General features: G+C 66.3%; 16 protein-coding genes. All 16 read right to left on the minus strand.

The window, feature by feature from the left end; genetic code table 11:
- Nucleotides 1-365: 365 nt before the first annotated feature.
- Complete coding sequence (locus tag AC1DIO_RS02235) at nt 366-2,450, minus strand: DEAD/DEAH box helicase (RefSeq protein WP_441505339.1); 2,085 nt, start codon at nt 2,448-2,450, stop codon at nt 366-368.
- A gap of 155 nt (nt 2,451-2,605) precedes the next feature.
- Nucleotides 2,606-4,306, minus strand: a complete 1,701-nt coding sequence (gene recN / locus AC1DIO_RS02240) for a DNA repair protein RecN (protein WP_441505338.1) — start codon at nt 4,304-4,306, stop codon at nt 2,606-2,608.
- A 66-nt stretch (nt 4,307-4,372) separates the two neighbouring features.
- Complete coding sequence (locus tag AC1DIO_RS02245; protein WP_441505373.1) at nt 4,373-5,275, minus strand: outer membrane protein assembly factor BamD; 903 nt, start codon at nt 5,273-5,275, stop codon at nt 4,373-4,375.
- 175 nt (nt 5,276-5,450) lie between these two features.
- Entirely contained in the window at nt 5,451-6,395 is a 945-nt protein-coding gene (gene lpxC / locus AC1DIO_RS02250; protein WP_441489309.1) for a UDP-3-O-acyl-N-acetylglucosamine deacetylase, read from the minus strand.
- A gap of 310 nt (nt 6,396-6,705) precedes the next feature.
- Nucleotides 6,706-8,406, minus strand: a complete 1,701-nt coding sequence (gene ftsZ / locus AC1DIO_RS02255; protein WP_441489310.1) for a cell division protein FtsZ — start codon at nt 8,404-8,406, stop codon at nt 6,706-6,708.
- Between the two features lie 105 nt (nt 8,407-8,511).
- Nucleotides 8,512-9,804 (minus strand): cell division protein FtsA, encoded by a 1,293-nt coding sequence (gene ftsA, locus AC1DIO_RS02260; RefSeq protein ID WP_069879824.1) that lies wholly within the window; start codon nt 9,802-9,804, stop codon nt 8,512-8,514.
- Nucleotides 9,805-9,833: 29 nt separating this feature from the next.
- Nucleotides 9,834-10,796: a cell division protein FtsQ/DivIB gene (locus AC1DIO_RS02265; RefSeq protein ID WP_441489311.1), complete on the minus strand. Its 963-nt coding sequence runs from the start codon at nt 10,794-10,796 to the stop codon at nt 9,834-9,836.
- The gene (locus tag AC1DIO_RS02270; RefSeq protein WP_441505337.1) at nt 10,763-11,677 is read right to left on the minus strand and encodes a D-alanine--D-alanine ligase; all 915 of its coding nucleotides are present in this window, start codon (nt 11,675-11,677) and stop codon (nt 10,763-10,765) included. The genes AC1DIO_RS02265 and AC1DIO_RS02270 overlap by 34 nt, the downstream gene beginning before the upstream one ends.
- Nucleotides 11,678-11,955: 278 nt before the next feature.
- On the minus strand, nt 11,956-12,882 hold the full coding sequence (gene murB / locus AC1DIO_RS02275; protein ID WP_441505336.1) for a UDP-N-acetylmuramate dehydrogenase: 927 nt from the start codon (nt 12,880-12,882) through the stop codon (nt 11,956-11,958).
- Nucleotides 12,879-14,291 (minus strand): UDP-N-acetylmuramate--L-alanine ligase, encoded by a 1,413-nt coding sequence (gene murC, locus AC1DIO_RS02280; protein ID WP_441505335.1) that lies wholly within the window; start codon nt 14,289-14,291, stop codon nt 12,879-12,881. Before murC ends, murB begins: the two co-directional genes overlap by 4 nt.
- A gap of 71 nt (nt 14,292-14,362) precedes the next feature.
- Nucleotides 14,363-15,463, minus strand: a complete 1,101-nt coding sequence (murG, locus tag AC1DIO_RS02285) for an undecaprenyldiphospho-muramoylpentapeptide beta-N-acetylglucosaminyltransferase (protein ID WP_441505334.1) — start codon at nt 15,461-15,463, stop codon at nt 14,363-14,365.
- 5 nt (nt 15,464-15,468) lie between these two features.
- Nucleotides 15,469-16,602, minus strand: a complete 1,134-nt coding sequence (locus AC1DIO_RS02290; protein ID WP_441489315.1) for an FtsW/RodA/SpoVE family cell cycle protein — start codon at nt 16,600-16,602, stop codon at nt 15,469-15,471.
- A 109-nt stretch (nt 16,603-16,711) separates the two neighbouring features.
- The gene (gene murD, locus AC1DIO_RS02295; protein WP_441505333.1) at nt 16,712-18,133 is read right to left on the minus strand and encodes a UDP-N-acetylmuramoyl-L-alanine--D-glutamate ligase; all 1,422 of its coding nucleotides are present in this window, start codon (nt 18,131-18,133) and stop codon (nt 16,712-16,714) included.
- Between the two features lie 2 nt (nt 18,134-18,135).
- On the minus strand, nt 18,136-19,218 hold the full coding sequence (gene mraY / locus AC1DIO_RS02300; RefSeq protein ID WP_069879816.1) for a phospho-N-acetylmuramoyl-pentapeptide-transferase: 1,083 nt from the start codon (nt 19,216-19,218) through the stop codon (nt 18,136-18,138).
- Nucleotides 19,219-19,237: 19 nt separating this feature from the next.
- The gene (locus tag AC1DIO_RS02305; RefSeq protein ID WP_441505332.1) at nt 19,238-20,665 is read right to left on the minus strand and encodes a UDP-N-acetylmuramoylalanyl-D-glutamyl-2,6-diaminopimelate--D-alanyl-D-alanine ligase; all 1,428 of its coding nucleotides are present in this window, start codon (nt 20,663-20,665) and stop codon (nt 19,238-19,240) included.
- Nucleotides 20,662-22,119, minus strand: coding sequence for a UDP-N-acetylmuramoyl-L-alanyl-D-glutamate--2,6-diaminopimelate ligase (locus AC1DIO_RS02310; protein WP_441505331.1), 1,458 nt, complete (start codon nt 22,117-22,119; stop codon nt 20,662-20,664). The genes AC1DIO_RS02305 and AC1DIO_RS02310 overlap by 4 nt, the downstream gene beginning before the upstream one ends.
- Nucleotides 22,120-22,129: the final 10 nt, after the last annotated feature.

A 22,129-nucleotide genomic window follows, 5' to 3' on the forward strand; every position in this document is an offset into this window, starting at 1 on the left:
CTTGCGCTGACCCCAGGCCCGAGGAGCGCCAATCGCGGCAAGTTGGCGAACATTACGGACGTCAGCGACGCTCGCCGCCGGGGAGCACCCTCAGCGCTTGATCGCCGCCGGCTCACCACAATCCCGACTTGCTTTGTACCGGGACGCGACCACGTCCTGGCGTCAGCCGCATCCCATGGCGTCGCATCTCCGTTCGCGAGCGCTGCTCCCGTACGGTCTCGGCCGCGTGAATGACACAGAGTTCCCTGCCCACCGCTCACGATGGACGGGTCACCGAAACGCGAAACGCCCCCTCCCAGCCTGGGAGGGGGCGTTTCTGAATGATCTCGAGCCCTGTTGCCAGGGCTGGCGAACGACGTCCCTGATCAGCGATCGTCCCGACGCGGCTTCTTGCTCTTGAACGGCTTGCCGGCAGGCTTGCCGCGCTCACCGCCTGCAAATCCGGCGTCCGGCTTGCCATGGCCGAAGCTCTTACCGCCATGGCTGGGCTTGGCGGAAAAGGGCTTGGCGCCGGCAAAGGGCTTTCCCTTGGCGAAGGGCTTGTCCGAGGGACCTGACTTCTTGTCGAAGGGCCGCTCGCTGGGGCGCAGCACAGCGTTCTCGTCATAGACGGGCTCGCGATCGCGCCGAACGGGATCATAAGGCTTGCCGCCATGCGCCTTGGCGCCGAAGGGCTTGCCCTTGCCTTCGTAAGGTTTCTTCTTGCCGGGGAATGGCGCGCTGGCCCGTTCATCATCGGCCCGCGGCGCGCGGGAATGGGATGCCTTTTCCGCGAAGGGTTTGGCCGGGCGCCGCTCGGCTTCGCCGGTCACGGGCTCGATCACGATCTTGTCCCGGTCGGTCGCGCTCGCCAGCGACGCGAAGCGTTCCGCGACATCGGCATCGATCTCGACCTTGGTTTCCGTGTCGAAGATGCGGATGGCGCCGACCTCGTCACGGGTGATCTTGCCGCGACGGCAGAGCATCGGCAGCAACTGCCTGGGATCGGCGCCGTCACGGCGGCCGATATTCAGCCGGAACCAGACCGTATCGCCACGCGGCCCGGCCTTGTGCGGCCTCTCCCCCTGCTCGCGGTCACGCTCGCGCGGACGGGCGTAATCCTCGGTGCTGCGCACCGGCCTGCGCTCGTCGCGCCCGAAACCGGGATCGCCGACCTCTTCCGCCGCCGGCAGGCGCGAACGATAGACCCTGACCAGGGCGGCCGCGATCTCCTGCGCCGAGCGACCGGCAAGCAGGGCTTCGACCATGCCGGCATCATCCTCGCTGGCCTCGCCGGTAAGCAGCGGATCCTGCAGCAGCCGCTCCTGATCGAGCGCGCGGATTTCCTCCTGCGTCGGAGCACCGGCCCAGACGGCTTCGACCTTGGCCTCGGAGAGCAGCATGTCGGCCTTGCGGCGCCGGGAGGGCGGCACCAGCAGGACGCTGGTCCCCTTCTTGCCCGCGCGGCCCGTCCGGCCGCTGCGGTGCTGCATGACCTCGGGATCGTTCGGCAGCTCGGCGTGGATGACCAATGTCAGGCCCGGCAGGTCGATGCCGCGCGCAGCCACGTCGGTCGCGACGCAGACGCGGGCACGCCCGTCGCGCAGGGCCTGCAGCGCCGAGTTGCGCTCGCTCTGGCTGAGCTCGCCTGAGAGCGCCACGGCCGAAAAGCCGCGCTCCAGCAGGATCGCCTCGAGGTGGCGGACCGCATTGCGGGTGTTGCAGAAGACCAGCGCGCAGGGCGAATCGTGGAAGCGCAGCAGGTTGACGACAGCGAGCTCGGCTTCCTTCGGGAAAACACGGATCGCGCGATACTCGATGTCGGCATGCCCGGTTGCCGAACCGGCCACCTCGATGCGCAGAGCATCACGTTGATAGCTCCTCGCCAGCGCGATGATCGCCTTGGGCAAGGTCGCGGAGAAGAGCAGGCTGCGGCGTTCCGCTGGGGTCGTCTTCAGAATGAATTCGAGATCGTCGCGGAAACCGAGATCGAGCATCTCGTCGGCTTCGTCGAGGACGACGGCTCGGAGCGCCGAGACATCGAGCCTGTGCCGCTCGATATGATCACGCAGGCGGCCGGGCGTGCCGACGACGATATGTGCACCCTCGTCCAGCAAGGCGGCCTCGCGGCGCGGATCCATGCCGCCGACACAGGAGATCACCCGGGCGCCGGCATGCTTGTAGAGCCAGGCGAGCTCGCGCTGGACCTGCAATGCCAGTTCGCGGGTCGGCGCGATGATCAGCGCCAGGGGCTGCCCGGCACGGCCCAGGACCTCGGCGCCCTCCAGCAGGGTCTCGCCGATGGCGAGCCCATAGGCGACGGTCTTGCCGGAGCCCGTCTGTGACGAGACCAGAAGGTCGCGTCCGGCCGCCGCCTCTTCCAGAACGGCGTTCTGGACGGGGGTCGGATCATTGTAGTTGCGTTCGGCGAGCGCACGCGCGAGCGGCGGGCTCGTGGGAAGGAATGCCATCGTTAATCGGCCTTGAGTTCATGCGCGCGGCGTGATGCGGCGCGGGAGATCGTGAGGCAGGCATCGCGGCGCGTGAAACGCAGCCATAACACCATAAGCCAGTCTGTGCCGCTCTTAGAGCAGAATTCGCAGAAAGGGAATGCAGATCGCTGTGGTCAGGCGCGCGCCGCCGCGCCATGCAGGCCAGCAGCCTCAAGGAGACGGGCGGCGGCAGCCCTCGCCTCCTCGGTGATGCTGGCACCGGCAAGCATGCGAGCGATCTCCTCGCGCCGTGTCCGGTCCTCGAGCGGCGTCACGCGCGTCACGGTGCGAGAGGCCGCGTCATTGTCCAGCGCCGATTTGGCAATCAGGAAATGACGCCCGGCCTTGGCCGCGACCTGCGGCGCATGCGTCACCGAGATGACCTGCACCTGTCGCGCCAGACGCGCCAGGCGCTCTCCGATCGCATCCGCGACCGCGCCCCCGACTCCGCTATCGATTTCGTCGAAGACAAGGGTCGGCGCCGACCCGCGCTCGGCAAGCACGACCTTCAGGGCAAGCATGAAGCGCGAGAGCTCGCCCCCGGACGCAACCTTCATCATCGGGCCGGGCCGCGTGCCGGGATTGGTTTCGACCCAGAATTCGACGCGGTCGAACCCTTCCGGACCACGCGCATCCTCGTCGCGATCGATATGGGTAATAAATCGCGCACGCTCGAGCTTCAGCGGCGGCAGTTCTGCCTTGACCGCAGTGTCGAGACGCAGCGCGGCCTCGCCGCGGGCAGCGGAGAGCGCCCGCGCCCTGGCGAGATAATCGGCTTCCGCCCGAGCGAGCTCCGCTTCGAGCCGGGCCAAGGAGCTCTCGCTCTCATCGAGATCGGCAAGGTCGGCACTCATCCGGGCCGCAAGATCGGCAAGTGCCTCGACGGGAACGTCGAACTTTCGGCCCGCTGCCCGCAAGGCGAACAGCCGTTCCTCGACCCGCTCCTGCTCGCGCGGATCGTACTCCGCCGCACGCATGGCCGCCGCGAGCGCTTCGCCCGCTTCTTCCAGCGCCACGATCGCGGTGTTGAGCGCCGCCATCGAGGGATCGACGAGTTCTGGTGCCTGCGCAGCCCGCCGCTCCAGCCGGCGGAGCACCGCCGCAAGAGAGGGGACAGGGGAAGCCTGGCCACCGACGGCCTCATAGGCATCGGAAAGATCCCGCGCCACCTTTTCCGCCTGCATCATGCCCTGGCGCCGGCTGGCCAGTGCATCTTCCTCGCCCGGTTCCGGCGCAAGCTTGCCAAGTTCGGCCACCGCGTGGCGCAGGAAATCGGCCTCCTTGCGTGCGGCCTCGACACGGATGCGCTGCGTCTGCAGCACCTGTCGCGCGCGCTTCAGCACATCGCTGGCCGTCGCCGTGATCTCGGCCTGTCCTTCGAGGCCGGCAAAACCGTCAAGTATGGCGCGGTGCTGGGCCGCATCGGTCAGGGCCCGGTCATCATGCTGACCATGGATCTCGACAATGGCGCTGCCGATCAGTCGCAGGATCTGGACGCTGACCGGCTGGTCATTGACGAAGGCGCGTGTCCGGCCATCCGCATATTGCACGCGTCGCAGGATCAGATCACCGTCTGTGTCGATCTCCTGGGCCTGCGCCAGCTTGCGAGCCGGATGGGCGAGCGGCAGGTCGAAGACGGCACTGACCTGACCTTGCGTCTCGCCATGGCGCACGAGCCCGCCGTCGCCGCGCCCACCGAGCGCCAGCGCAAAGCCGTCGAGCAGGATCGACTTGCCTGCACCGGTCTCACCGGTCAGCACGCTCAGCCCGGCGCCAAACGCCAGATCGAGCCGGTCGATCAGGACGATGTCGCGGATCGAAAGCTGCGCCAGCATGACGCTCAGCGCGTGTTTGAAGGGAGTGGCATGCGGTCCGTCACCCGGCCGTGCACCTGCCCGGCCTCAGCGGACGAGGCCGACGACCGAACGGGTGAAGCCGTTGAACAACCGGCTGATATAGGAGCCGCGATCCTCGCGGGGCTCGAGGCCCCCACTCTGAAGCAAGGTATAGGCGTCCTTGTACCAGGGGCTGTCGGGGAAGTTATGCCCGAGCACGGCAGCGGCAGTCTGCGCCTCATTGGTGATGCCCATCGCCATATAGGCCTCGGTCAGGCGCATCAGCGCCTCCTCGACATGGCGCGTGGTCTGGTACTTGGTGATGACGTCGCGGAAGCGGTTCACGGCACCGGTATAGTTGCGCTTCTCGAGATAGTAGCGCCCGACATTCATCTCCTTGCCCGCGAGCTGATCGCGCGCAACCAGCATCTTCTCGCGGGTGTCGATCACATATTCGGACTTCGGATAGCGATCGAGCAGCTCCTGCATCGCGGCAAGCGCGCGCTCGGTGCGCTCCTGGTCGCGCGTCGCGTCCGGGATCTGGTTATAATAGGACATCGCCATGATGTACTGCGCATAGGCAGCATCAGGGCTGGCTGGGTTCTGCGCCAGAAAGCGCTTGGACGCCGTGATCGCGTCTTCGTACTTGGCTGCCTGGAAGTTCGTATAGGCAACCATGATCAAGCCCTTTTTCGCGTAGGGCGAGAACGGCGCTTGCTTGTCGATCTCTTCGAACTTCTTGACCGCGCCTTCGCTGTCGCCGTTCTGAGAGCGAGCCAGCCCTTCGTTATAGAGCTTGTCGGCCGGCACATCCGCGATGATTTCCGGCTTGTAGACCTCAGGCTTGTCGAACGGATTGAGCGACGACATCGTGTCGCAGCCGCCGAGCAGCAAGGCGGCGCCGAGCGTCAGGGCAACGCCCATCCGCATCGGTCGGGCGCTTTGGGAAGTCGGGTTATTCAGCCGCATGACGCTCACGTCGTCCGTCCTCTTTCGCTCGTCACCGCAAGATGGCGAAGGATGCCTTTACCTCAGACGCAGCGCTCACGCTACCGGGGAAAGGCAGGTTACGAACATGCGGGGCCCATGCTGCATTCGATAAAAAGCAGGCGAATGCAAGGCGCGCGCGAAACTGTTCGACTGCTCAGTGCAGATCGGGCGCGAAGGCCGCGGGGGCCGCAACGGCCATCTGCACGGCACGGTGCGCATAGACCGGCTCGGCCTCGACGATCGCGTAATTCGCGCGATCCGCGAACAAGGCTTCCAGAACGGTCACATTCATGCGGTGACCGCCGCAATAGGAGCGAAACTCGCCGAGAATCGGATAGCCGGCCAGCGCAAGATCGCCCACTGCGTCCAGCACCTTGTGGCGCACGAACTCGTCGGCGTAGCGCAGGCCTTCGGGGTTGACCACCTTGTCGTCGCCGATCGCGACAGTGTTGTCGAGCGAGGCGCCAAGCGCGAAACCCGCCTTCCAGAGCTGTTCGACTTCGCGCATGAAACCGAAGGTGCGGGCACGCGAAATCTCGCGGGCATAGGCGACCGGCTCGAGGTCGAAGATCTTGCGCTGACGGCCGATCGCCGGGGTGTCGAAATCGATCTCGACATCAAGGCGGAAGCCGCTGTCGAACGGCGCGAGCTCGGCAAAGCCGCGCCCCTTCTCGACGCGGACCGGCTGCAGGACCTTGAGATAACGGCGGTTCGCACCGAGCGTGACGATGCCGACATCTTCGATCGCCGTGACGAATTCCGCCGCGCTGCCGTCCATGATCGGCATTTCGGGGCCGTCGATCTCGATCAGGACATTGTCGAGCCCAAGGCCGGCGCAGGCCGACATCAGGTGCTCGATGGTCGCGACGGAGGCGGCACCGCGATCGCCGATCACGGTGCAGAGCTCAGCGGCGCTCACCTTGTTGTAGCGGGCATGGATCAGGTGCGAGGGGCCGCCCTCGGACTCCTTGCGGAGGAAGACGATGCCGGAGTTCGCGTTGGACGGCTTGAGGCAGATTCCGGCGGGGGCTCCGGAATGAACACCGATTCCCTTCAAGGACACGGGAGCGCGGAGTGTGGTCTGCCGATCAAAATTCATTCCGGTATCCAATCTCGAACGCTAACGATCTCGGCTGCACAACGCTACGGGCTGCCTGACGGTCGTCTGCGGTCCTTCAGTTGGGCGGCGCCTGGCGGTTGCCGGTGCCGTCATCCCCCTTTGGGGCAAGCGCAACATACGCCTTAGGTGGATGCCGACAAAATCACGCTTTCTTTCGCTCTGTAACAAGCGAACTCAATCAGAGAAAAATAACCATCCCATTGAAGTATATGGTTTTTCAAACGTAAACAGAGCCCGGAGCGAGGGTTCGCTCCGGGCTCTGTTACAACTGTCGCAGGCGCTGTAGCGCTCAGTTCGCCTGGCGGCGCAGGAACGCGGGAATCTCCAGCTGATCCTCTTCGCTGCTGCGATTCGGCGCAGCACGGCCCAGCTGGTCGAGCTGGCCTTGCGCCGGGCGCGAGGCCGGCACAGCCGGCCGGCGCATGTATTCGGCATGGGCAGCGCTCGGCGCCGGAGCGGCAGGCTGCATCGGCGGCGGCGCGTGGCGCACCGGCGCCTGCGGCTGGGCCTCGTCCTCATCCTTGCGACCGAAACCAACCGAGGCGAGACGCTGCATCAGCGACATGCGCTTCTGGTCGGCCTGGGCCGGAGGCTGCGGAACAGACTGCGCACCGCGGCTCGCCGCGATCTGGTTCTGCGCCGGCATCGGCAGGTCCTCGATCCGCGGCATCCGCGTCGGGCGGACGACCGCACGCTCCGGGGCCGGGGCGATGAAGCTGTCCTCGTGACGCATCATCGGCTCTTCATGCATCATCGGCTGGCTCACCGGAGCGGCCGCGATCACCGGACGCGGCTGCACCGGTTCGATGCGGATGTCTTCCGCAACGCTCGGCTGCACCGGAGCCGACTGGCGCACGGTCTCGACATTCACAGGCGCACGCATCTCCAGCATAGGCTCGGCATGAACCGGAGCCGCGGCGCGCGGTGCGGCTGCGGTGTTGCGCAGACGCGCTTCGGCCTTCAGACGCTCGGCAACCTGGGCGATACGGGCTTCGGTATCATCCATTTCAGCCTGGGTGCTGATCGGCTTGTCGATACCGGTGGCCACGACGGAGACGCGCACGACGCCCTCGAGCGATTCGTCGAATGTCGCACCGACGATGATATTGGCCTCGGAATCAACCTCTTCGCGGATGCGGGTGGCAGCTTCGTCGACCTCATAGAGCTTCATGTCGCGCCCGCCGGTGATCGAGATCAGCAGGCCACGCGCGCCCTTCATCGAGACATCGTCGAGCAGCGGATTGTTGATCGCAGCCTGGGCCGCGGTCAGCGCACGCTTCTCGCCCTGCGCCTCGCCGGTGCCCATCATCGCCTTGCCCATGCCGCGCATCACGGCGCGAACGTCGGCGAAGTCGAGATTGATCAGGCCGGGGCGGACCATCAGGTCGGTGATGCAGGCGACGCCGGAATAGAGCACCTGGTCGGCCATGCCGAAGGCATCGGCGAAGCCGGTGGTCTCGTTGGCGACGCGGAACAGGTTCTGGTTCGGGATGACGATCAGCGTATCGACCGCCTCGTTCAGCTCCGAGATGCCAGCCTCCGCCATGCGCATGCGGCGATGGCCCTCGAACTGGAACGGCTTCGTGACGACGCCGACAGTCAGTATACCCATGTCGCGGGCGACGCGGGCGATCGCAGGGGCCGCACCGGTGCCGGTGCCGCCGCCCATGCCGGCGGTGATGAAGACCATGTGCGCGCCGGCAAGGTGATCACGGATCTCGTCGATCACCTCTTCCGCCGCCGCACGCCCGACTTCCGGCTGCGAGCCGGCGCCGAGGCCTTCGGTGACCTGCAGGCCCATCTGCACGATGCGCGAAGCACGCGAGAGCGCCAGAGCCTGCGCATCGGTATTGGCAACGACGAAATCGACCCCATCGAGGCCGGCTTCGATCATGTTGTTGACCGCGTTGCCGCCGGCTCCGCCGACACCGAACACGGTGATCCGGGGCTTTAGCTCCCGGATGTCAGGGGCTTGCAGATTCATCGCCATGGTTGCCTCTTTCGATTTCTTGTCCGGCGCCTGGCGGGAGCCGTCCCGATTGCTACGATTTTACTCTTGGGTCGGAACGGCGCCGCGCCGCCCGGCCCGATACCCTTAGAAACTGTCTTTCAGCCAACGCCCGACACGCGAGAAATACCCGTCCGTCCCCGTCGCGAAGTAAGCGCCGCTCGCGCGAGGCTCGAAATGTTCGACATGAGCGACCTGCGGGTAGACCAGCAGGCCGACCGCGGTCGCAAAAGCTGGTCCCTTGCCAGCCTCCGGCAAGCCCTTGATCCCGAGCGGCCGGCCGGTGCGGACCTGGCCGCCGAGCAGCCGGCGCGCCGTCTCCGGCAAACCGGTCAACTGGCAGGCACCGCCCGTCAGCACGACGCGGCGGCCGGCCTGGGCCGAAAAGCCGGCAGCGTTGAGCCGGTCACGCACGAGCTCGAGGATTTCCTCGACCCGCGGCTTGATGATGCGGATCAGATGCGATTTCGCCAGATGGTTCGGGGTGTCGCGCTCGTCATCGTCGACCTGCGGCACCGAGATCATGTCGCGTTCGTCCGAAGCGCTGGAGATCGCCGATCCGTGCAGCGTCTTCAGCCGCTCGGCGGCCGAGACACGGGTCGACAACCCACGCGCCACGTCCATGGTGATGTGATTGCCACCGACCGCAATGGCGTCGGCATGGACCAGATGGCCGCCCGAGAAAACACCGAGGCTGGTGGTGCCGCCGCCCAGGTCGACGACGACGACGCCCATTTCGGCCTCGTCGTCGACGAGAACCGAGAGACCGGAAGCATAGGGAGACGCGACGACCGCCTCGACCTCGAGATGGCAACGCTCGACCGCCAGCATGACGTTGCGGGCAGCAGCCGCCTCGCTGGCGACGACATGCATGTCGACGGAGAGCTTGCCGCCGACGAGGCCGCGCGGATCAAGCACGCCCGGCACGCCGTCGAGCGCATATCCGGTCGGCAATGCGTGCATCACCGCCTTGCCGGGCTTGATCGCATGCGTCGCGGCGACCGCGAGAACCCGCTTCACATCGGAATCGCTGACCGAGCCGCTACGCAGGTCGACACTGGCGGCATAATGCTGCGAGCCGATGCGCCCACCGGTCAGGTTGACGATGACGGACTGGACCTCGACCTTGGCCATGCGCTCGGCCGCATCGACAGCGGCCCGGATCGCGCGTTCGGCGTTTTCGAGATCGATGATGGCGCCGCCCTTCACGCCGAGCGAACGCTGATGGCCGATGCCGATGATGCGCGCGACATGAGTGCGCCCGCGCAACCGCTCGTTCGCCTCGGCCGGGTTCAGCTCGGCGATCAGGCAGACCACCTTGCTCGTTCCGACGTCCAGAATCGACAAGGTCGCGCTCTTGCGCGACGAAAGCGGACGCATCCGTGGTGTCAGGCCCTGAGAGGTGAAGTTCACGCCTCGCCTCCCTTCTTCTTGGTCTTGCTCTTGAGCTGCTCGGCGCGGGTCGCCGCCCCCTCTTCCGTCAACCGCATCACCACCCGATCGGGCTGGCGCAGGTCGATGGCGAGCAGGTCCTTGTCCAGCAGCCTGAAATCCGTTTCGAGGCCGGCGAGACGTTTGACGGCCTCCCCCGGCGCGATCTCCGGCAGGCGGATATCCATGCCGTTGTCGAGCTTGAGGTTCCAGCGCCGGCCGGCAATCAGGCTGGCCGCACGGATGCGCGGCGCCAATGGTCCAGCGTCGGCGAGCAGTGCGACGTATTCACGGGCGCGGGTATTGGCGTCTGGGCCGACGACGAGCGGCAGATGGGCGAAGCGGCCATCATCCATCTTGTCGATGACCGTGCCATCGGCTGCGATCAGGAAAAGGTCGCCCTTCACCTGCCAGAGGGCGAAGGGTTCACGCTCCGTCAGCGTGATCGCGATCTCGCTGGGATAGAGCTTGCGAACCGTCGCCTGGCGAATCAGCGGCGTCGCCTCGAGGCGACGGCGCGCCTCGTCCGCATCGAAGAAGGCGACCGAGGTCTTCGAATCGATTCCTGCAGCGATCAGGACCTCGATCTCGGACAGCTCCGAGATTCCAGAGATCGTCACCCTGTCGACGCCGAGCCCGACCAGGCGCGCCAGCATATGGCGCGGCTCGCCGTAGTTCTCCTGCATCGTTTCGACATGTCCGCCCTGCACGAAGCCTGTCCCGATACTCAATCCAAGAAACCCAAGAGCCAGCCAGGTCCCGATCCGCTGCGGCAGGCGCTGCCACAGCGGGAGGGCCACCGCACTGCGCCGCGACGACCGGAACCAGCGACGCGAACGCTCGCCGACCAGAAGTTGCGGCCCTGCGGCCGGCATCGATGAACGTCGGGCAGGCACCGCCGCCGCTTTCATCGATCGAGGGAGGCGTCCTCCACCATCCATTTGACGAGCTCACCGAAGTTCAGGCCCGCGTGGGCAGCCAACTCGGGCACCAGGCTGGTTTCGGTCATCCCGGGCTGCGTATTGACCTCCAGCCAGACGAGAGTGTCGGTCTCGTCGTCGTAGCGGAAGTCAGAACGGCTGACGCCCCGGCACCCGATTGCTTGATGCGCCGTTAACGCACACTCTTCGATCTGCTGGTAAATTTTTGGTAAAATTTGAGCCGGGCAGATGTGGATCGAACCACCTTTCGTGTATTTCGCATCGTAGTCGTAGAACTCGCCCGTCGCGGCCCGGATCTCGGTCACACCAAGGGATTTGTCGCCCATGATCGCGCAGGTCAGCTCCCGCCCGGCGACGAAGCTCTCGGCCAGCAACATGTCCCCGCACGGCCAGTCCTCCCGCGCCACTTCCTGCGGAGGATGTTCGCGCCCCTTTTTCACGATGATGACCCCGACCGAGGACCCCTCATTGACGGGTTTCAGCACATAGGGCGGCGGCAGAGGGTGCGTCTTGGCGGCCTCGAAGCGCGACAGGGTAACGCCGCGCGCGACCGGAACCCCGGCAGCCGCAACGACCGTCTTCGCCCTGTCCTTGCGCAGTGCGAGCGCCGAGGCGAGCACCCCGGAATGGGTGTAGGGAATGCGCAGAATCTCGAGCAGGCCCTGGATGGTGCCGTCCTCGCCAAAGCGGCCATGAAGCGCGTTGAAGGCGACGTCCGGGCGCAGCCGATCCAGCACATCGGCAATATCGCGCTGCACATCGATTCGCGTCACGCGGTAGCCGACGCTCTCCAAGGCCCTCGCGCAGCCGTCGCCGGTATTGAGGCTGACCTCCCGCTCGACGGACCATCCGCCCATCAAGACTGCGACGTGTTTGGTCATTGAATCGCTACTCCGCTTCCCCGAGACCCTCGGGGGAGCATGGTTAACGACGCGTTAACGCAGCGGCGGCGAGGCGATCGAAACATCGCCTCCCACGACACATCCTGCGGCGAGGCGCAGTCCGGGCGAAGGCGCGGACTGCGTTACACACTCCCCCGATCGCACTCGGGCAGGCCGACACATGGCTGACCGGTCAGTGGTTTCGCGGGGCCGCCCCATGGCGACGTCTTGATCGCGCGACCACGCCGGGTGCTGGCGACCATTCGTTTCCCAGCGGCCTATACCGCGACGCCGAGCCGCTTGATCTCCCAGTGCAGCTCGAAGCCCGAGGTCTGCTTGACCCGGCGGCGAACCTCCTCGCCCAGACCTTCGATATCGGCGGCCGTCGCGCCGCCGGCATTGATCAGGAAGTTGCAATGCATCTCGGAGACCTGGGCACCGCCGACCCGCAATCCGCGGCAGCCGGCAGCGTCGATCAGTTGCCAGGCCTTGCCGCCGGGCGGGTTCTTGAAGGTCGAGCCACCGGTGCGCTCCTTGATCGGTTGAGCGGCCTCGCGAGCCGCCGTTACCCGGTCCATCTCCGCAAAGATCGCAGCCTGATCGCCTGGCCGCCCCTGGAACAGGGCCGACGTGAAGACTATGTCCATCGTCGCTGCCGCGCTATTGCGGTAGGTGAAGCCCATCTCCGCATGGGAGAGCGTGACGATCTCGCCCTTGCGGGTCACGCCACGCGCCGAGACGAGCACATCGGTGGTCTCGCCGCCGTGAGCACCGGCATTCATTCGCAGCGCGCCGCCGATGCAACCGGGGATGCCGCGATAGAAGGCGAGGCCGTCGAGCGAGGCATCGGCGGCTGCCCGCGCCACCTTGACGTCCGGCACCGCCGTGCCACTGCGCAACCGGTTGCCGTCTTCGAGCGAGATCTCGCCGAACGCCTTACCGCCGAGTCGAATGACGACGCCGGGAATGCCACCATCGCGCACGATCAGGTTCGAGCCGAGCCCGACGACCGTGACAGGAATCTCGGCCGGAAGCCTGGACAACAAATAGGCCAGGTCCTGCTCGTCAGCCGGCGTGAACAGCACCTGCGCCGGGCCACCGACGCGGAACCAGGTCAGCCCTGCCATCTCCTGGTTGGCCAGGAGCCTACCGCGCAATTCGGGCGCGGCCGCGCGAAGGTCGGGGGTGATGTCGGGGAAGCTCACTGCTTGCCACCCAGCCCGGCGAGTTCGCCCGGCAACGCATAGGCCCATTGCGTGATGTTGCCGGCGCCCAGCAGCACGACATAGTCGCCCGGCCCCGCGAACTCCGCCACCATGCCCGCGAGTTTCTCGGGAGCCTCCAGGGCCAGCGCATGGCGGTGGCCGCGCGCCTTGATACCTGAGACGAGGCTATCCCGGTCGGCACCGGGAATCGGAGCCTCGCCGGCGGCGTAGGTGTCGGCGACGATCACCGTATCGGCATCGTTGAAGCAGGCCGCAAAATCGTCGAACAGGCTGGAAAGCCGCGTATAGCGATGCGGCTGCACCACGGCGATGACCTTGCTCCTGGTCGAGGCGCGCGCCGCCTTGAGCACGGCGGCGATCTCCACGGGATGGTGGCCGTAATCGTCGAAGATCAGTGCGCCGTTCCACTCGCCGGTCTTGGTGAAGCGGCGCTTGACGCCGCCGAAACCGGCAAGGGCCTCGCGGATCTTCTCGACCGGAATGCCAAGGTCATAGGCGACCGCGATCGCGGCGGTGGCATTGAGCGCATTGTGGTGACCGGGCATCGGCATCACGAGATCGCGCACGACCTCGTCGCGCCCACGCTTGCGGTCGCGGATCAGCAGCGTGAACCGGGCCTGTCCGCCGGAGAGATCGATGTCGATCAACCGGAAATCCGCCTGCGGGTTCTCGCCATAGGTCACGACGCGCCGGTCTTCGATCTGCCCGACGAGGCCCTGCACCGTGGGATGATCGATGCACATCACCGCGAAGCCGTAGAAGGGCAGGTTCTCGACGAAGGAGCGGAAGGCCTCCTTGATCGCATCGAAGGTCTTGAAGTGGTCGAGATGCTCGGGATCTATATTGGTGACGATCGCCACGTCGGCAGGGAGCTTCAGGAAGGTGCCGTCCGACTCGTCGGCCTCGACCACCATCCAGTCGCTCTCGCCCATGCGCGCATTGGTGCCATAGGCGTTGATGATGCCGCCATTGATCACCGTCGGGTCGAGCCCACCCTTCTCGAGCAGGGTCGCAACCAGCGAGGTCGTGGTCGTCTTGCCATGCGTGCCGGCTACGGCGACGCAGGATTTCAACCGCATCAGTTCGGCCAGCATTTCGGCGCGGCGCACCACGGGCAGGCGCTGCTCGCGCGCGGCCGTGAGTTCGGGATTGTCGCGTCTGATCGCCGTGGAGACGACGACGACCTCCGCCCCCTCGATGTTCTCGGCGGCATGGCCAACGAAGGTCTTGATGCCCTTGTCCGCGAGCCGACGGACATTGGCATTGTCGGACGCGTCCGAACCCTGGACCTTGTAGCCGAGATTATGCAGCACCTCGGCGATACCGGACATGCCGATGCCGCCGATGCCGACGAAATGAATGGAGCCGAGCTTGGGCGGCAGCTTCATGGGTCAGGTGTCTCCTGCGGATTACGGCATGTCGCGAAAAGGTGGGAACGAGCTTTCCGTCAAGACATGCCTCAGAACGTGATCCCTGCGACCTGCAGAACCAGGCGGGCAAGCCGGTCGGCCGCATCGGGAATTCCCGCGCTCTTGGCGCTGTCGGCCATGGCAGTCAAGCGCGACGGGTCTGCGATCAGGGCCGAAAGCTCGCCCGCCAGCCGGCGCGGCGTGAATTCCGGCTGCAGGATGCGGATGGTGCCGCCCGCCCGTTCGAGCACCGCGGCATTGGCGGCCTGGTCCTGATCGAGCGAGCCCGGCAAGGGCACCAGCAGCGACGGCCGCCCGATCACGGTGAGCTCGGCGACGGTCGAGGCGCCCGCCCGGCCGATCACGAGATGCGCTGCACCCATGCGCGTCGGCAGGTCCTTGAAGAAGGGCGCGATCTCGGCTGCGACGCCGAGTTCGGAATAGATCCGCCTGACGCGCTCGCCATCCTCCGCGCGGGCCTGCTGCACGATGTGGAGACGGCCTCGTTCCGCAGGCGTCAGCAGTTGAATCGCCGGCGGCACGATATCGGCCATGATCCGGGCACCCTGGCTGCCCCCGAAAACGAGCAGCCTCAGCGGCCCTGTCGACGGATCGGCATAGGGAGAGACGGCGGCAATGACCGCGGGGCGAACGGGATTGCCGACCTGCCTGCATTTTGCGGCGCGAGCGGCATCGAGGCCACCGACCTCGGCAAAGCCCGTCGCAATGATGTCGACCCGGCCGGACAGGAAGCGATTGGCGCGGCCGATGACGGCGTTCTGCTCATGCACCATGGTTTTCACGCCGGCGAATGAGGCGGCGAGCACCGGCGGAACGGTCGGATAACCGCCGAAGCCGACAACGACGGCAGGCTGCAGTGTCTTGATGATGCGACGCGCGACGAGGACGCCCTTCATCAGCTCGAGCGCCGCGCCCGCCATCTTGAGCGGCGAGCGACCGGACGGCGTCGCCGCCGGGACCGGGTGAACGGACTCGGCCGGGAAGCCACCGGCATACTCGACCGCGCGCGCGTCGGTGACGAGCGCGACCCGCACGTCATGGCGGTGCAGCGCGTGGCTCAGCGCCTCGGCGGGAAAGAGATGGCCGCCGGTGCCCCCTGCGGCGAGAACGACGAGCGGACGCTGTGCCATGTCCGTCAACGCCCGAATTCACCAAAGCCCTCGGCACGCGGGCGTTTGCGGGTCAGGGCCAGCAGGAAGCCTGTACCCAGCGCCAGCGAGAGCAGCGAGGAGCCACCATAGGAAATGAACGGCAAGGTCATGCCCTTGGCCGGCATCATGTGCAGGTTGACCATCATGTTGATCGCAGCCTGGATGCCGAACAGCAGCGCCAGCCCCGTCACCGCGAGACGGATGAAGGGATCCTCTGCCTTCTGGGCCACGAAGAGTGCGCGCAGCACGATCAAGGCGAAGAGTGCCACCAGCAGGATACAGACGACGATGCCGAACTCCTCCGCCGTCACGGCGAAGATGAAATCGGTATGCGCGTCGGGCAGGATGCGCTTCACGGTGCCCTCGCCCGGCCCTTTGCCGAGCCAGCCGCCCTGAGCAAAGCTCTCGAGCGCGGTATCGACCTGGAAGGTGTCGCCAGAGCCCTTGTCCATGAAGCGCTCGATGCGGGCGCGCACATGTGGAACGAGCTGATAGGCGATGAGCAGGCCGAACATGCCGGCGCCACCGAGACCCGCCACCCAGAACCAGTGCAGGCCGGCAACGAAGAACAGCCCGCCCCAGACGAGGCTGACCAGCACCGTCTGGCCGAAATCCGGCTGCAGGACCAGAGGCGTGATCGTCAGCGGCAACAGCGCGAACGCCATCAGCGTACCCGGCAGGTCCGGCCGGCGCATGCCCTCCGAAAAGGCCCAGGCAGCGAGCACGACGAATGCAGGCTTCAGGAATTCAGACGGCTGGACGGAGCCGAGCGGGCCGAGCGTCAGCCAGCGACGCGCGCCCTTCACCTCGACGCCGAAATACAGCGTCGCCACCACCATCGCGAGCGCGACCACATAAATCAAAAGCGCCGCGCGCCGGACCTGCCGCGGCGTCAGGAACGAGGCCGCGAGGAAGATGGCAAAGGCAGCCAGCAGGTAGAACACCTGTCGGTTGACGAAGTGGAAGGTCGAAAGACCGAGCCGCTCGGCCACCGGCGGCCCGCCCGCCATCAGCAGCACGACACCGGAGACCATCAGCGTCACCAGGGTCGACAGGATGATGCGGTCGATCGACCACCACCAGCGACCGCTGAGACTGGGTTCCGCGCGTGAGACCATGCTCTGGCTCCATCAACCAGACGGGCGAAATTCAGCCGCCCGTTTCAGCGAATCACATTGGCAACGATTGGTTAACCGATTGATTCCGACTTGATGCGAACGCCCGTTTTCAACCTGCCTTGAAGCCCGGCAGTGCCTTCACGAGTGCGCGGAACGCATCGCCCCGCACCTCGAAATTCGGGTACTGATCGTAGGACGCGCAGGCCGGCGAGAGCAGAACGGCAAGCTCGGCCTCCCCCGGATGCGTCGCCGCGTCGCTGGCGGCCGCGGCGACCGCATCATCGAGCGTGCCGCTGCGGAGATAATCCACTCGGCCATCGTCATCGAAGGTCGCGGCGAAGGCATCCGTTGCCGCGCCGATCAGATAGGCCCTCGCGATGTTCGGGAAGTAGCGCCTCAGGCTCTCGATACCGCCCTCCTTGGCCTTGCCGCCGAGGATCCAGAAGATGTCGCGGAACGAGGTCAGCGCCTTCTCGGTGGAATCCGCATTGGTCGCCTTGGAATCGTTGATGAAGACGACGCGGCCGACACGGCCGATCTCCTCCATGCGGTGTGCGAGCCCGGGATAGGTCTTGAAGCCGGCAGCGACCTCCTCGGCGGAGAGGCCGACCGCCACGCAGGCGGCAAAGGCAGCCGCCGCGTTCTGCGCATTGTGCGAGCCTCGCAACGAGCCGATGCCGGCGAGATTGGCGACCACGCGCGGCTTGCCGTCGCGGACTTCGACGATGCGGGTATCGAGCTTGCCGGCATTGGCGGTGACGCCGGCGAAGACGCCCTCGTCGAGCGGCTGCTCTCCGCTGATCTTGACCAGCGGGCGCCCGGAAGCGGCGCGCCGGCGCGCCATCTGCTTGGAGGCCTCGTCATCGACGCCGACGATGGCAATGTCGGCGGCTTCGACCATGCGTTCCTTGATCGCGGCGTAGGCCTCCAGCGTGCCATGCCGGTCGAGATGGTCCGGCGTCAGGTTCATCTGGATTCCGACGCTTGGCGCCAGCGACGGAGTCAGGTCGATCTGGAAGGTCGAGCACTCGATGACATGGACACGCCGCGCGGCGGGCGGCTCGAGGGCGAGAACCGCAGTGCCGATATTGCCGCCCATCTGCACGTCCCGGCCGGCCTGGTGCAGCACATGGCTGATCAGTGCGGTCGTGGTCGACTTGCCGTTGGTGCCGGTGATGCAGATCACAGGCGCATCGGGGGCGATCGTCGCCCGCTCACGGAAGAAGAGTTCGATATCGCCGATGATCTCGACGCCGGCGCCTTGCGCCTTTCCGACCGTCCAATGCGGCTGCGGATGGGTCAGAGGCACGCCCGGCGAGAGGATGAAGCTCGCGAAATCCGCCCAGTCGGCCGTTGCGAGATCGACGATGCCGATGCCCTCGCCCGCCGCCTTGTCACGGCTTTCGGTCTTGTCGTCCCAGGCCGCGACCTCGGCACCGCCCGCGATCAAGGCGCGCGCCGTCGCCAGCCCCGAGCCGCCAAGGCCGAACAACGCGACCTTGCGGCCAGCAAATACGGTCACCGGCGTCATGATCAGCGCAGCTTCAGCGTGGCGAGACCGACCAGAGCCAACACGACGGAAATGATCCAGAAGCGGATCACGACCTGCGGCTCGGTCCAGCCCAGTTTCTCGAAATGGTGATGGATCGGCGCCATCAGGAAGACCCGCTTGCCCGTGCGCTTGAAGACGAAGACCTGGATGATGACCGAGAGCGCCTCGACCACGAAGAGGCCGCCGACGATCGCCAGCACGATCTCATGCTTGGTCGCAACCGCGATCACGCCAAGCAGGCCGCCGAGGCCGAGCGAGCCGGTATCCCCCATGAAGATCTGGGCCGGCGGCGCGTTGAACCAGAGGAAGCCCAAGCCGGCGCCGATCACGGCGCCGCAGATCACGGCAAGTTCGCCGGCGCCCGGCACATGGTGGATCTGCAGGTAATTGGCGAAGATCGCGTTGCCGGCGAGATAGGAGATGAAGCCGAATGTCGCGGCGGCGATCATCACGGGCACGATCGCGAGCCCGTCGAGGCCGTCGGTGAGATTCACCGCATTGCCGGCTCCGACCACGACGAAGGCGGTCACGAAGGGGAAGAGCAGGCCGAGCGGAATGACCAGTTCCTTAAGGAACGGCATCGCGAAGCCGGATGAAATCGCCGGCGGGCCAAGCCGCATGATGAAGTAGCAGGCGATGAGTGCGATCACGACCTCGATCGAAAGCCGCGCCTTGCCGGAGAAGCCCTTATGGGACTGCTTCGTGACCTTGAGATAGTCGTCATAGAAGCCGATGGCGCCATAGGCAGCGGTCACCGCAAGCACGATCCAGACATAGGAGTTGCGCAGATTGCCCCAGAGCAGGACCGCGGCGAACAGTCCCGACAGGATCATCAGGCCGCCCATGGTCGGCGTCCCGCGCTTGGCAAGATGCGTCTCCGGACCGTCGGTCCGGATCGGCTGGCCCTTGCCCTGCTTGATCCGCAGCCAGGAAATCGCAGCAGGCCCGAAGAAAAAGACGAAAAGCAGCGCCGTCGCGGTGGCGCCACCGGCGCGGAACGTGATGTAGCGGAACACGTTCAGAATCGGGAAGGCCCCGGCGAAGTCGGCAAGCCAGACGAGCATCGGCTATGTTCCTCTTGTCTCAGTCGTCGGCAGGCACGGCAGGAAACCGGGCGGCGATGGCCTTGACGACCAAGCCCATATGGGAGCCGAGCGACCCCTTGACGGTGACGACGTCCCCGGCCCGGATGGCGTCCAGGACAAGCGGCGCAAGCTCGCTCGACTGCGCCGCATAAGCACCGCGCATGCCCGATGGCAAGATGTCGTAAAGTCCGCGCATCAGCGGCCCACAGGCAAAAACCCGGTCGATCGCGTTTCCGGTGATGGGGTCCGCGAGCCCCGCGTGCAGCTGCGGAGCGCTCGGGCCGAGTTCCCGCATGTCGCCCAGCACCGCGACGCGGCGGCCTCGTCCCGTCACGGGAATGCGACCCAGGTTCTCGATTGCGGCCCGGACCGAAGCCGGGTTGCCGTTATAGCTCTCGTCGATCAGCGTGAACGGGCCCGATGGCGTGCTCAGCATCTGGCGTGCGCCACGACCGGCAGGCGGCGTAAGGTCGCCGAGTGCGAGCACCGCCAGTGCCAGATCAGCGCCAACAGCCTCGACCGCAGCGAGAACCGCGAGCGAATTCAGCACGATATGCTTGCCCGGGCTGCCGAGCCGGTAGGTCACAGGCTTGCCGAGCACCACTGCATCCACCGTCGAGACATCCGGCTTGAGCGAGCAGGACAGGAGCCTGACATCGGCATCGGCACTCTCGCCGAAGCTGATGATCCGCCCGGCAGGGCTCTCTTCGGCCAGGCGCCTCAGCAGCGCGGCCTGAGCGATGTCGGCATTGACGATAGCAGTGCCGCCCGGCTTCAGCCCTGTGAAGATCGCAGCCTTCTCCTCCGCAATCCCCTCGACCGACTCGAAGGCGGCGAGATGGACGGGCTGGACCGTCGTGACGATCGCGACGTCCGGCGAAACCATCCTGGCGAGTGGCAGGATCTCGCCCGGATTGCTCATGCCGATCTCATAGACGCCATAGCGCACGGAAGCCGGCGTGCGGGTCAGCGTCAGCGGCACACCCCAGTGATTGTTGTAGGAGGCGACCGGAGCATGGGTCTCGCCCTGACGGGACAGGACAAGTCGCAACGCCTCCTTGGTGCCGGTCTTGCCGACCGAGCCGGTCACCGCGATGACCGCGGCCGTGAGTTCGGCCCGGCGAGCCATGCCGGCCAATTCCATCGCGTGCAGCACGTCGGAGACAACGGCGCAGGGCCCTGCCCCGATAAAGCTCGCGGCATGAGCTTCATCGATGACGGCAAGCGCCGCCCCCTTTGCCAGGGCGGCCTCGACGAACTCATGTCCGTCGCGTTCCCCGCCCTTGATCGCGAAGAAGACGTCGCCGGGCTGCAGCGTCCGGGTATCGATCGAAGCGCCGGTCACAGCGGCCGGCATCTCGCCGCGCAGCCTGGCTCCCATGGCGCCGATCAGGCGCTCTCCCGACCACAAAGGCATGCCGCTCATGCTTCGATCTCCGCGATGGCCGTCCGCACCACGTCGTGATCGGAAAAAGGCAGGGTCCGATCGCCTATGATCTGGCCGGTTTCATGGCCTTTTCCCGCCACCACGAGGAGATCCCCGGGAGCGATCAGGCCGACGGCGGTGCGAATGGCCTCGGCCCTGTCGCCGATCTCGCGCAGCCCCGGAGCAGCCGCGAGGATCTCGGCGCGGATTGCAGCGGGGCTCTCGCTGCGTGGGTTGTCGTCGGTGACGATCGCGATATCGGAGCACTCGGCCGCGATACGACCCATGATCGGACGCTTGCCGCGATCACGATCGCCGCCGCAGCCGAAAACGCAGATCAGCCGGCCGGGCGCATAGGGCCGCAAGGTCGCGAGCACCGCCGCCAGCGCATCCGGCTTATGGGCGTAATCGACGACGACGAGACCACCATTGATCTCTCCGACACGCTCGAGCCGTCCGGCCACGCCACGCAGCCCCGCGATCGCCTGGAGTGAAGCGTCTTCGTTTTCCCCCGTTGCGATGGCCAGGCCTGCGGCGACCAGCGCATTGCCGGCCATGAAGTCGCCGACCAGGGGCAGCACGACCTCGAGCTCGCGCTGCTTCACCCGAATCCTGAGCCGTTGCAAAAAGCCTTCGCGCGCTGCGCCGAGCAGGGTCAGCGTTTCACCCGCCTTGCCGATGCCGATGATCGGATGCCCCTTGGCGAGCGCGGCCTGGGCTGCCTCGCCGGCGTAAGGCTCGTCGCGGTTGATCACGACCGGCGCTCCCTCGGGCAGAAGCTCCCAGAGCCTGAGCTTGGCTGCGAGATAGTCCGCCACGCTCGGATGATAATCGAGATGGTCGTGCCCGAGATTGAGGAAGGCGCCAGCCTTCAATCTCACTCCGTCCAGGCGGCGCTGGTCGAGCCCGTGAGAGGACGCTTCCATCGCGAGATGACTGATGCCTTCCCCTGCGAGCTTGTCGAGCGAGGCGTGCAGCGAAATCGGGTCCGGCGTGGTCAGAGAGCCGTAATCAGCGCCCCGCGACGTCACGACGCCGATCGTGCCGAGGCTGGCTGCTTCATGGCCCAATGCCGAGAAGATCTGTCGGGTGAAGTCGGCAACCGAGGATTTGCCGCTGGTCCCGGTTACCGCCACGATCGTACCGGGCTGGCGCGGATGCACCCGCGCAGCCGCAAGCGCCAGAGCCCGGCGCGGGTCGTCGACACGCGCGAAGGCCACCGAGGGGTCGAGCTCTGCTGGACGCGCATGATCCGTGACGATGGCGGCAGCACCGCGCGCAACGGCATCTGCAACGAAGCGTGCGCCGTCTGTCCTGGCGCCGGCATAGGCGACGAAGACGTCCCCCGGCTTGACCTTGCGGCTGTCCATCGCGACCCCGCCGACACGGCGGGACGCACCTTCGGCGAATGCCCCGGGGAAAAGTTCACCGAGACTGAATTCGCTGCTGCCCATGATCTCGCCT

Source organism: Allobosea sp. 05T439, from assembly GCF_056396005.1.

Bases quoted from the DNA above. Each gene is read 5' to 3' on its own strand.
- AC1DIO_RS02245 (WP_441505373.1), bottom strand. From the start codon at position 5,275: ATGCGGCTGAATAACCCGACTTCCCAAAGCGCCCGACCGATGCGGATG.
- ftsA (WP_069879824.1), bottom strand. From the start codon at position 9,804: ATGCGTCCGCTTTCGTCGCGCAAGAGCGCGACCTTGTCGATTCTGGAC.
- AC1DIO_RS02290 (WP_441489315.1), bottom strand. From the start codon at position 16,602: ATGGTCTCACGCGCGGAACCCAGTCTCAGCGGTCGCTGGTGGTGGTCG.
- lpxC (WP_441489309.1), bottom strand. From the start codon at position 6,395: ATGAATTTTGATCGGCAGACCACACTCCGCGCTCCCGTGTCCTTGAAG.
- AC1DIO_RS02265 (WP_441489311.1), bottom strand. From the start codon at position 10,796: ATGGATGGTGGAGGACGCCTCCCTCGATCGATGAAAGCGGCGGCGGTG.
- murG (WP_441505334.1), bottom strand. From the start codon at position 15,463: ATGGCACAGCGTCCGCTCGTCGTTCTCGCCGCAGGGGGCACCGGCGGC.
- murD (WP_441505333.1), bottom strand. From the start codon at position 18,133: ATGACGCCGGTGACCGTATTTGCTGGCCGCAAGGTCGCGTTGTTCGGC.
- ftsZ (WP_441489310.1), bottom strand. From the start codon at position 8,406: ATGGCGATGAATCTGCAAGCCCCTGACATCCGGGAGCTAAAGCCCCGG.
- AC1DIO_RS02235 (WP_441505339.1), bottom strand. From the start codon at position 2,450: ATGGCATTCCTTCCCACGAGCCCGCCGCTCGCGCGTGCGCTCGCCGAA.
- AC1DIO_RS02310 (WP_441505331.1), bottom strand. From the start codon at position 22,119: ATGGGCAGCAGCGAATTCAGTCTCGGTGAACTTTTCCCCGGGGCATTC.
- mraY (WP_069879816.1), bottom strand. From the start codon at position 19,218: ATGCTCGTCTGGCTTGCCGACTTCGCCGGGGCCTTCCCGATTCTGAAC.
- murC (WP_441505335.1), bottom strand. From the start codon at position 14,291: ATGAAGCTGCCGCCCAAGCTCGGCTCCATTCATTTCGTCGGCATCGGC.
- recN (WP_441505338.1), bottom strand. From the start codon at position 4,306: ATGCTGGCGCAGCTTTCGATCCGCGACATCGTCCTGATCGACCGGCTC.
- AC1DIO_RS02305 (WP_441505332.1), bottom strand. From the start codon at position 20,665: ATGAGCGGCATGCCTTTGTGGTCGGGAGAGCGCCTGATCGGCGCCATG.
- AC1DIO_RS02270 (WP_441505337.1), bottom strand. From the start codon at position 11,677: ATGACCAAACACGTCGCAGTCTTGATGGGCGGATGGTCCGTCGAGCGG.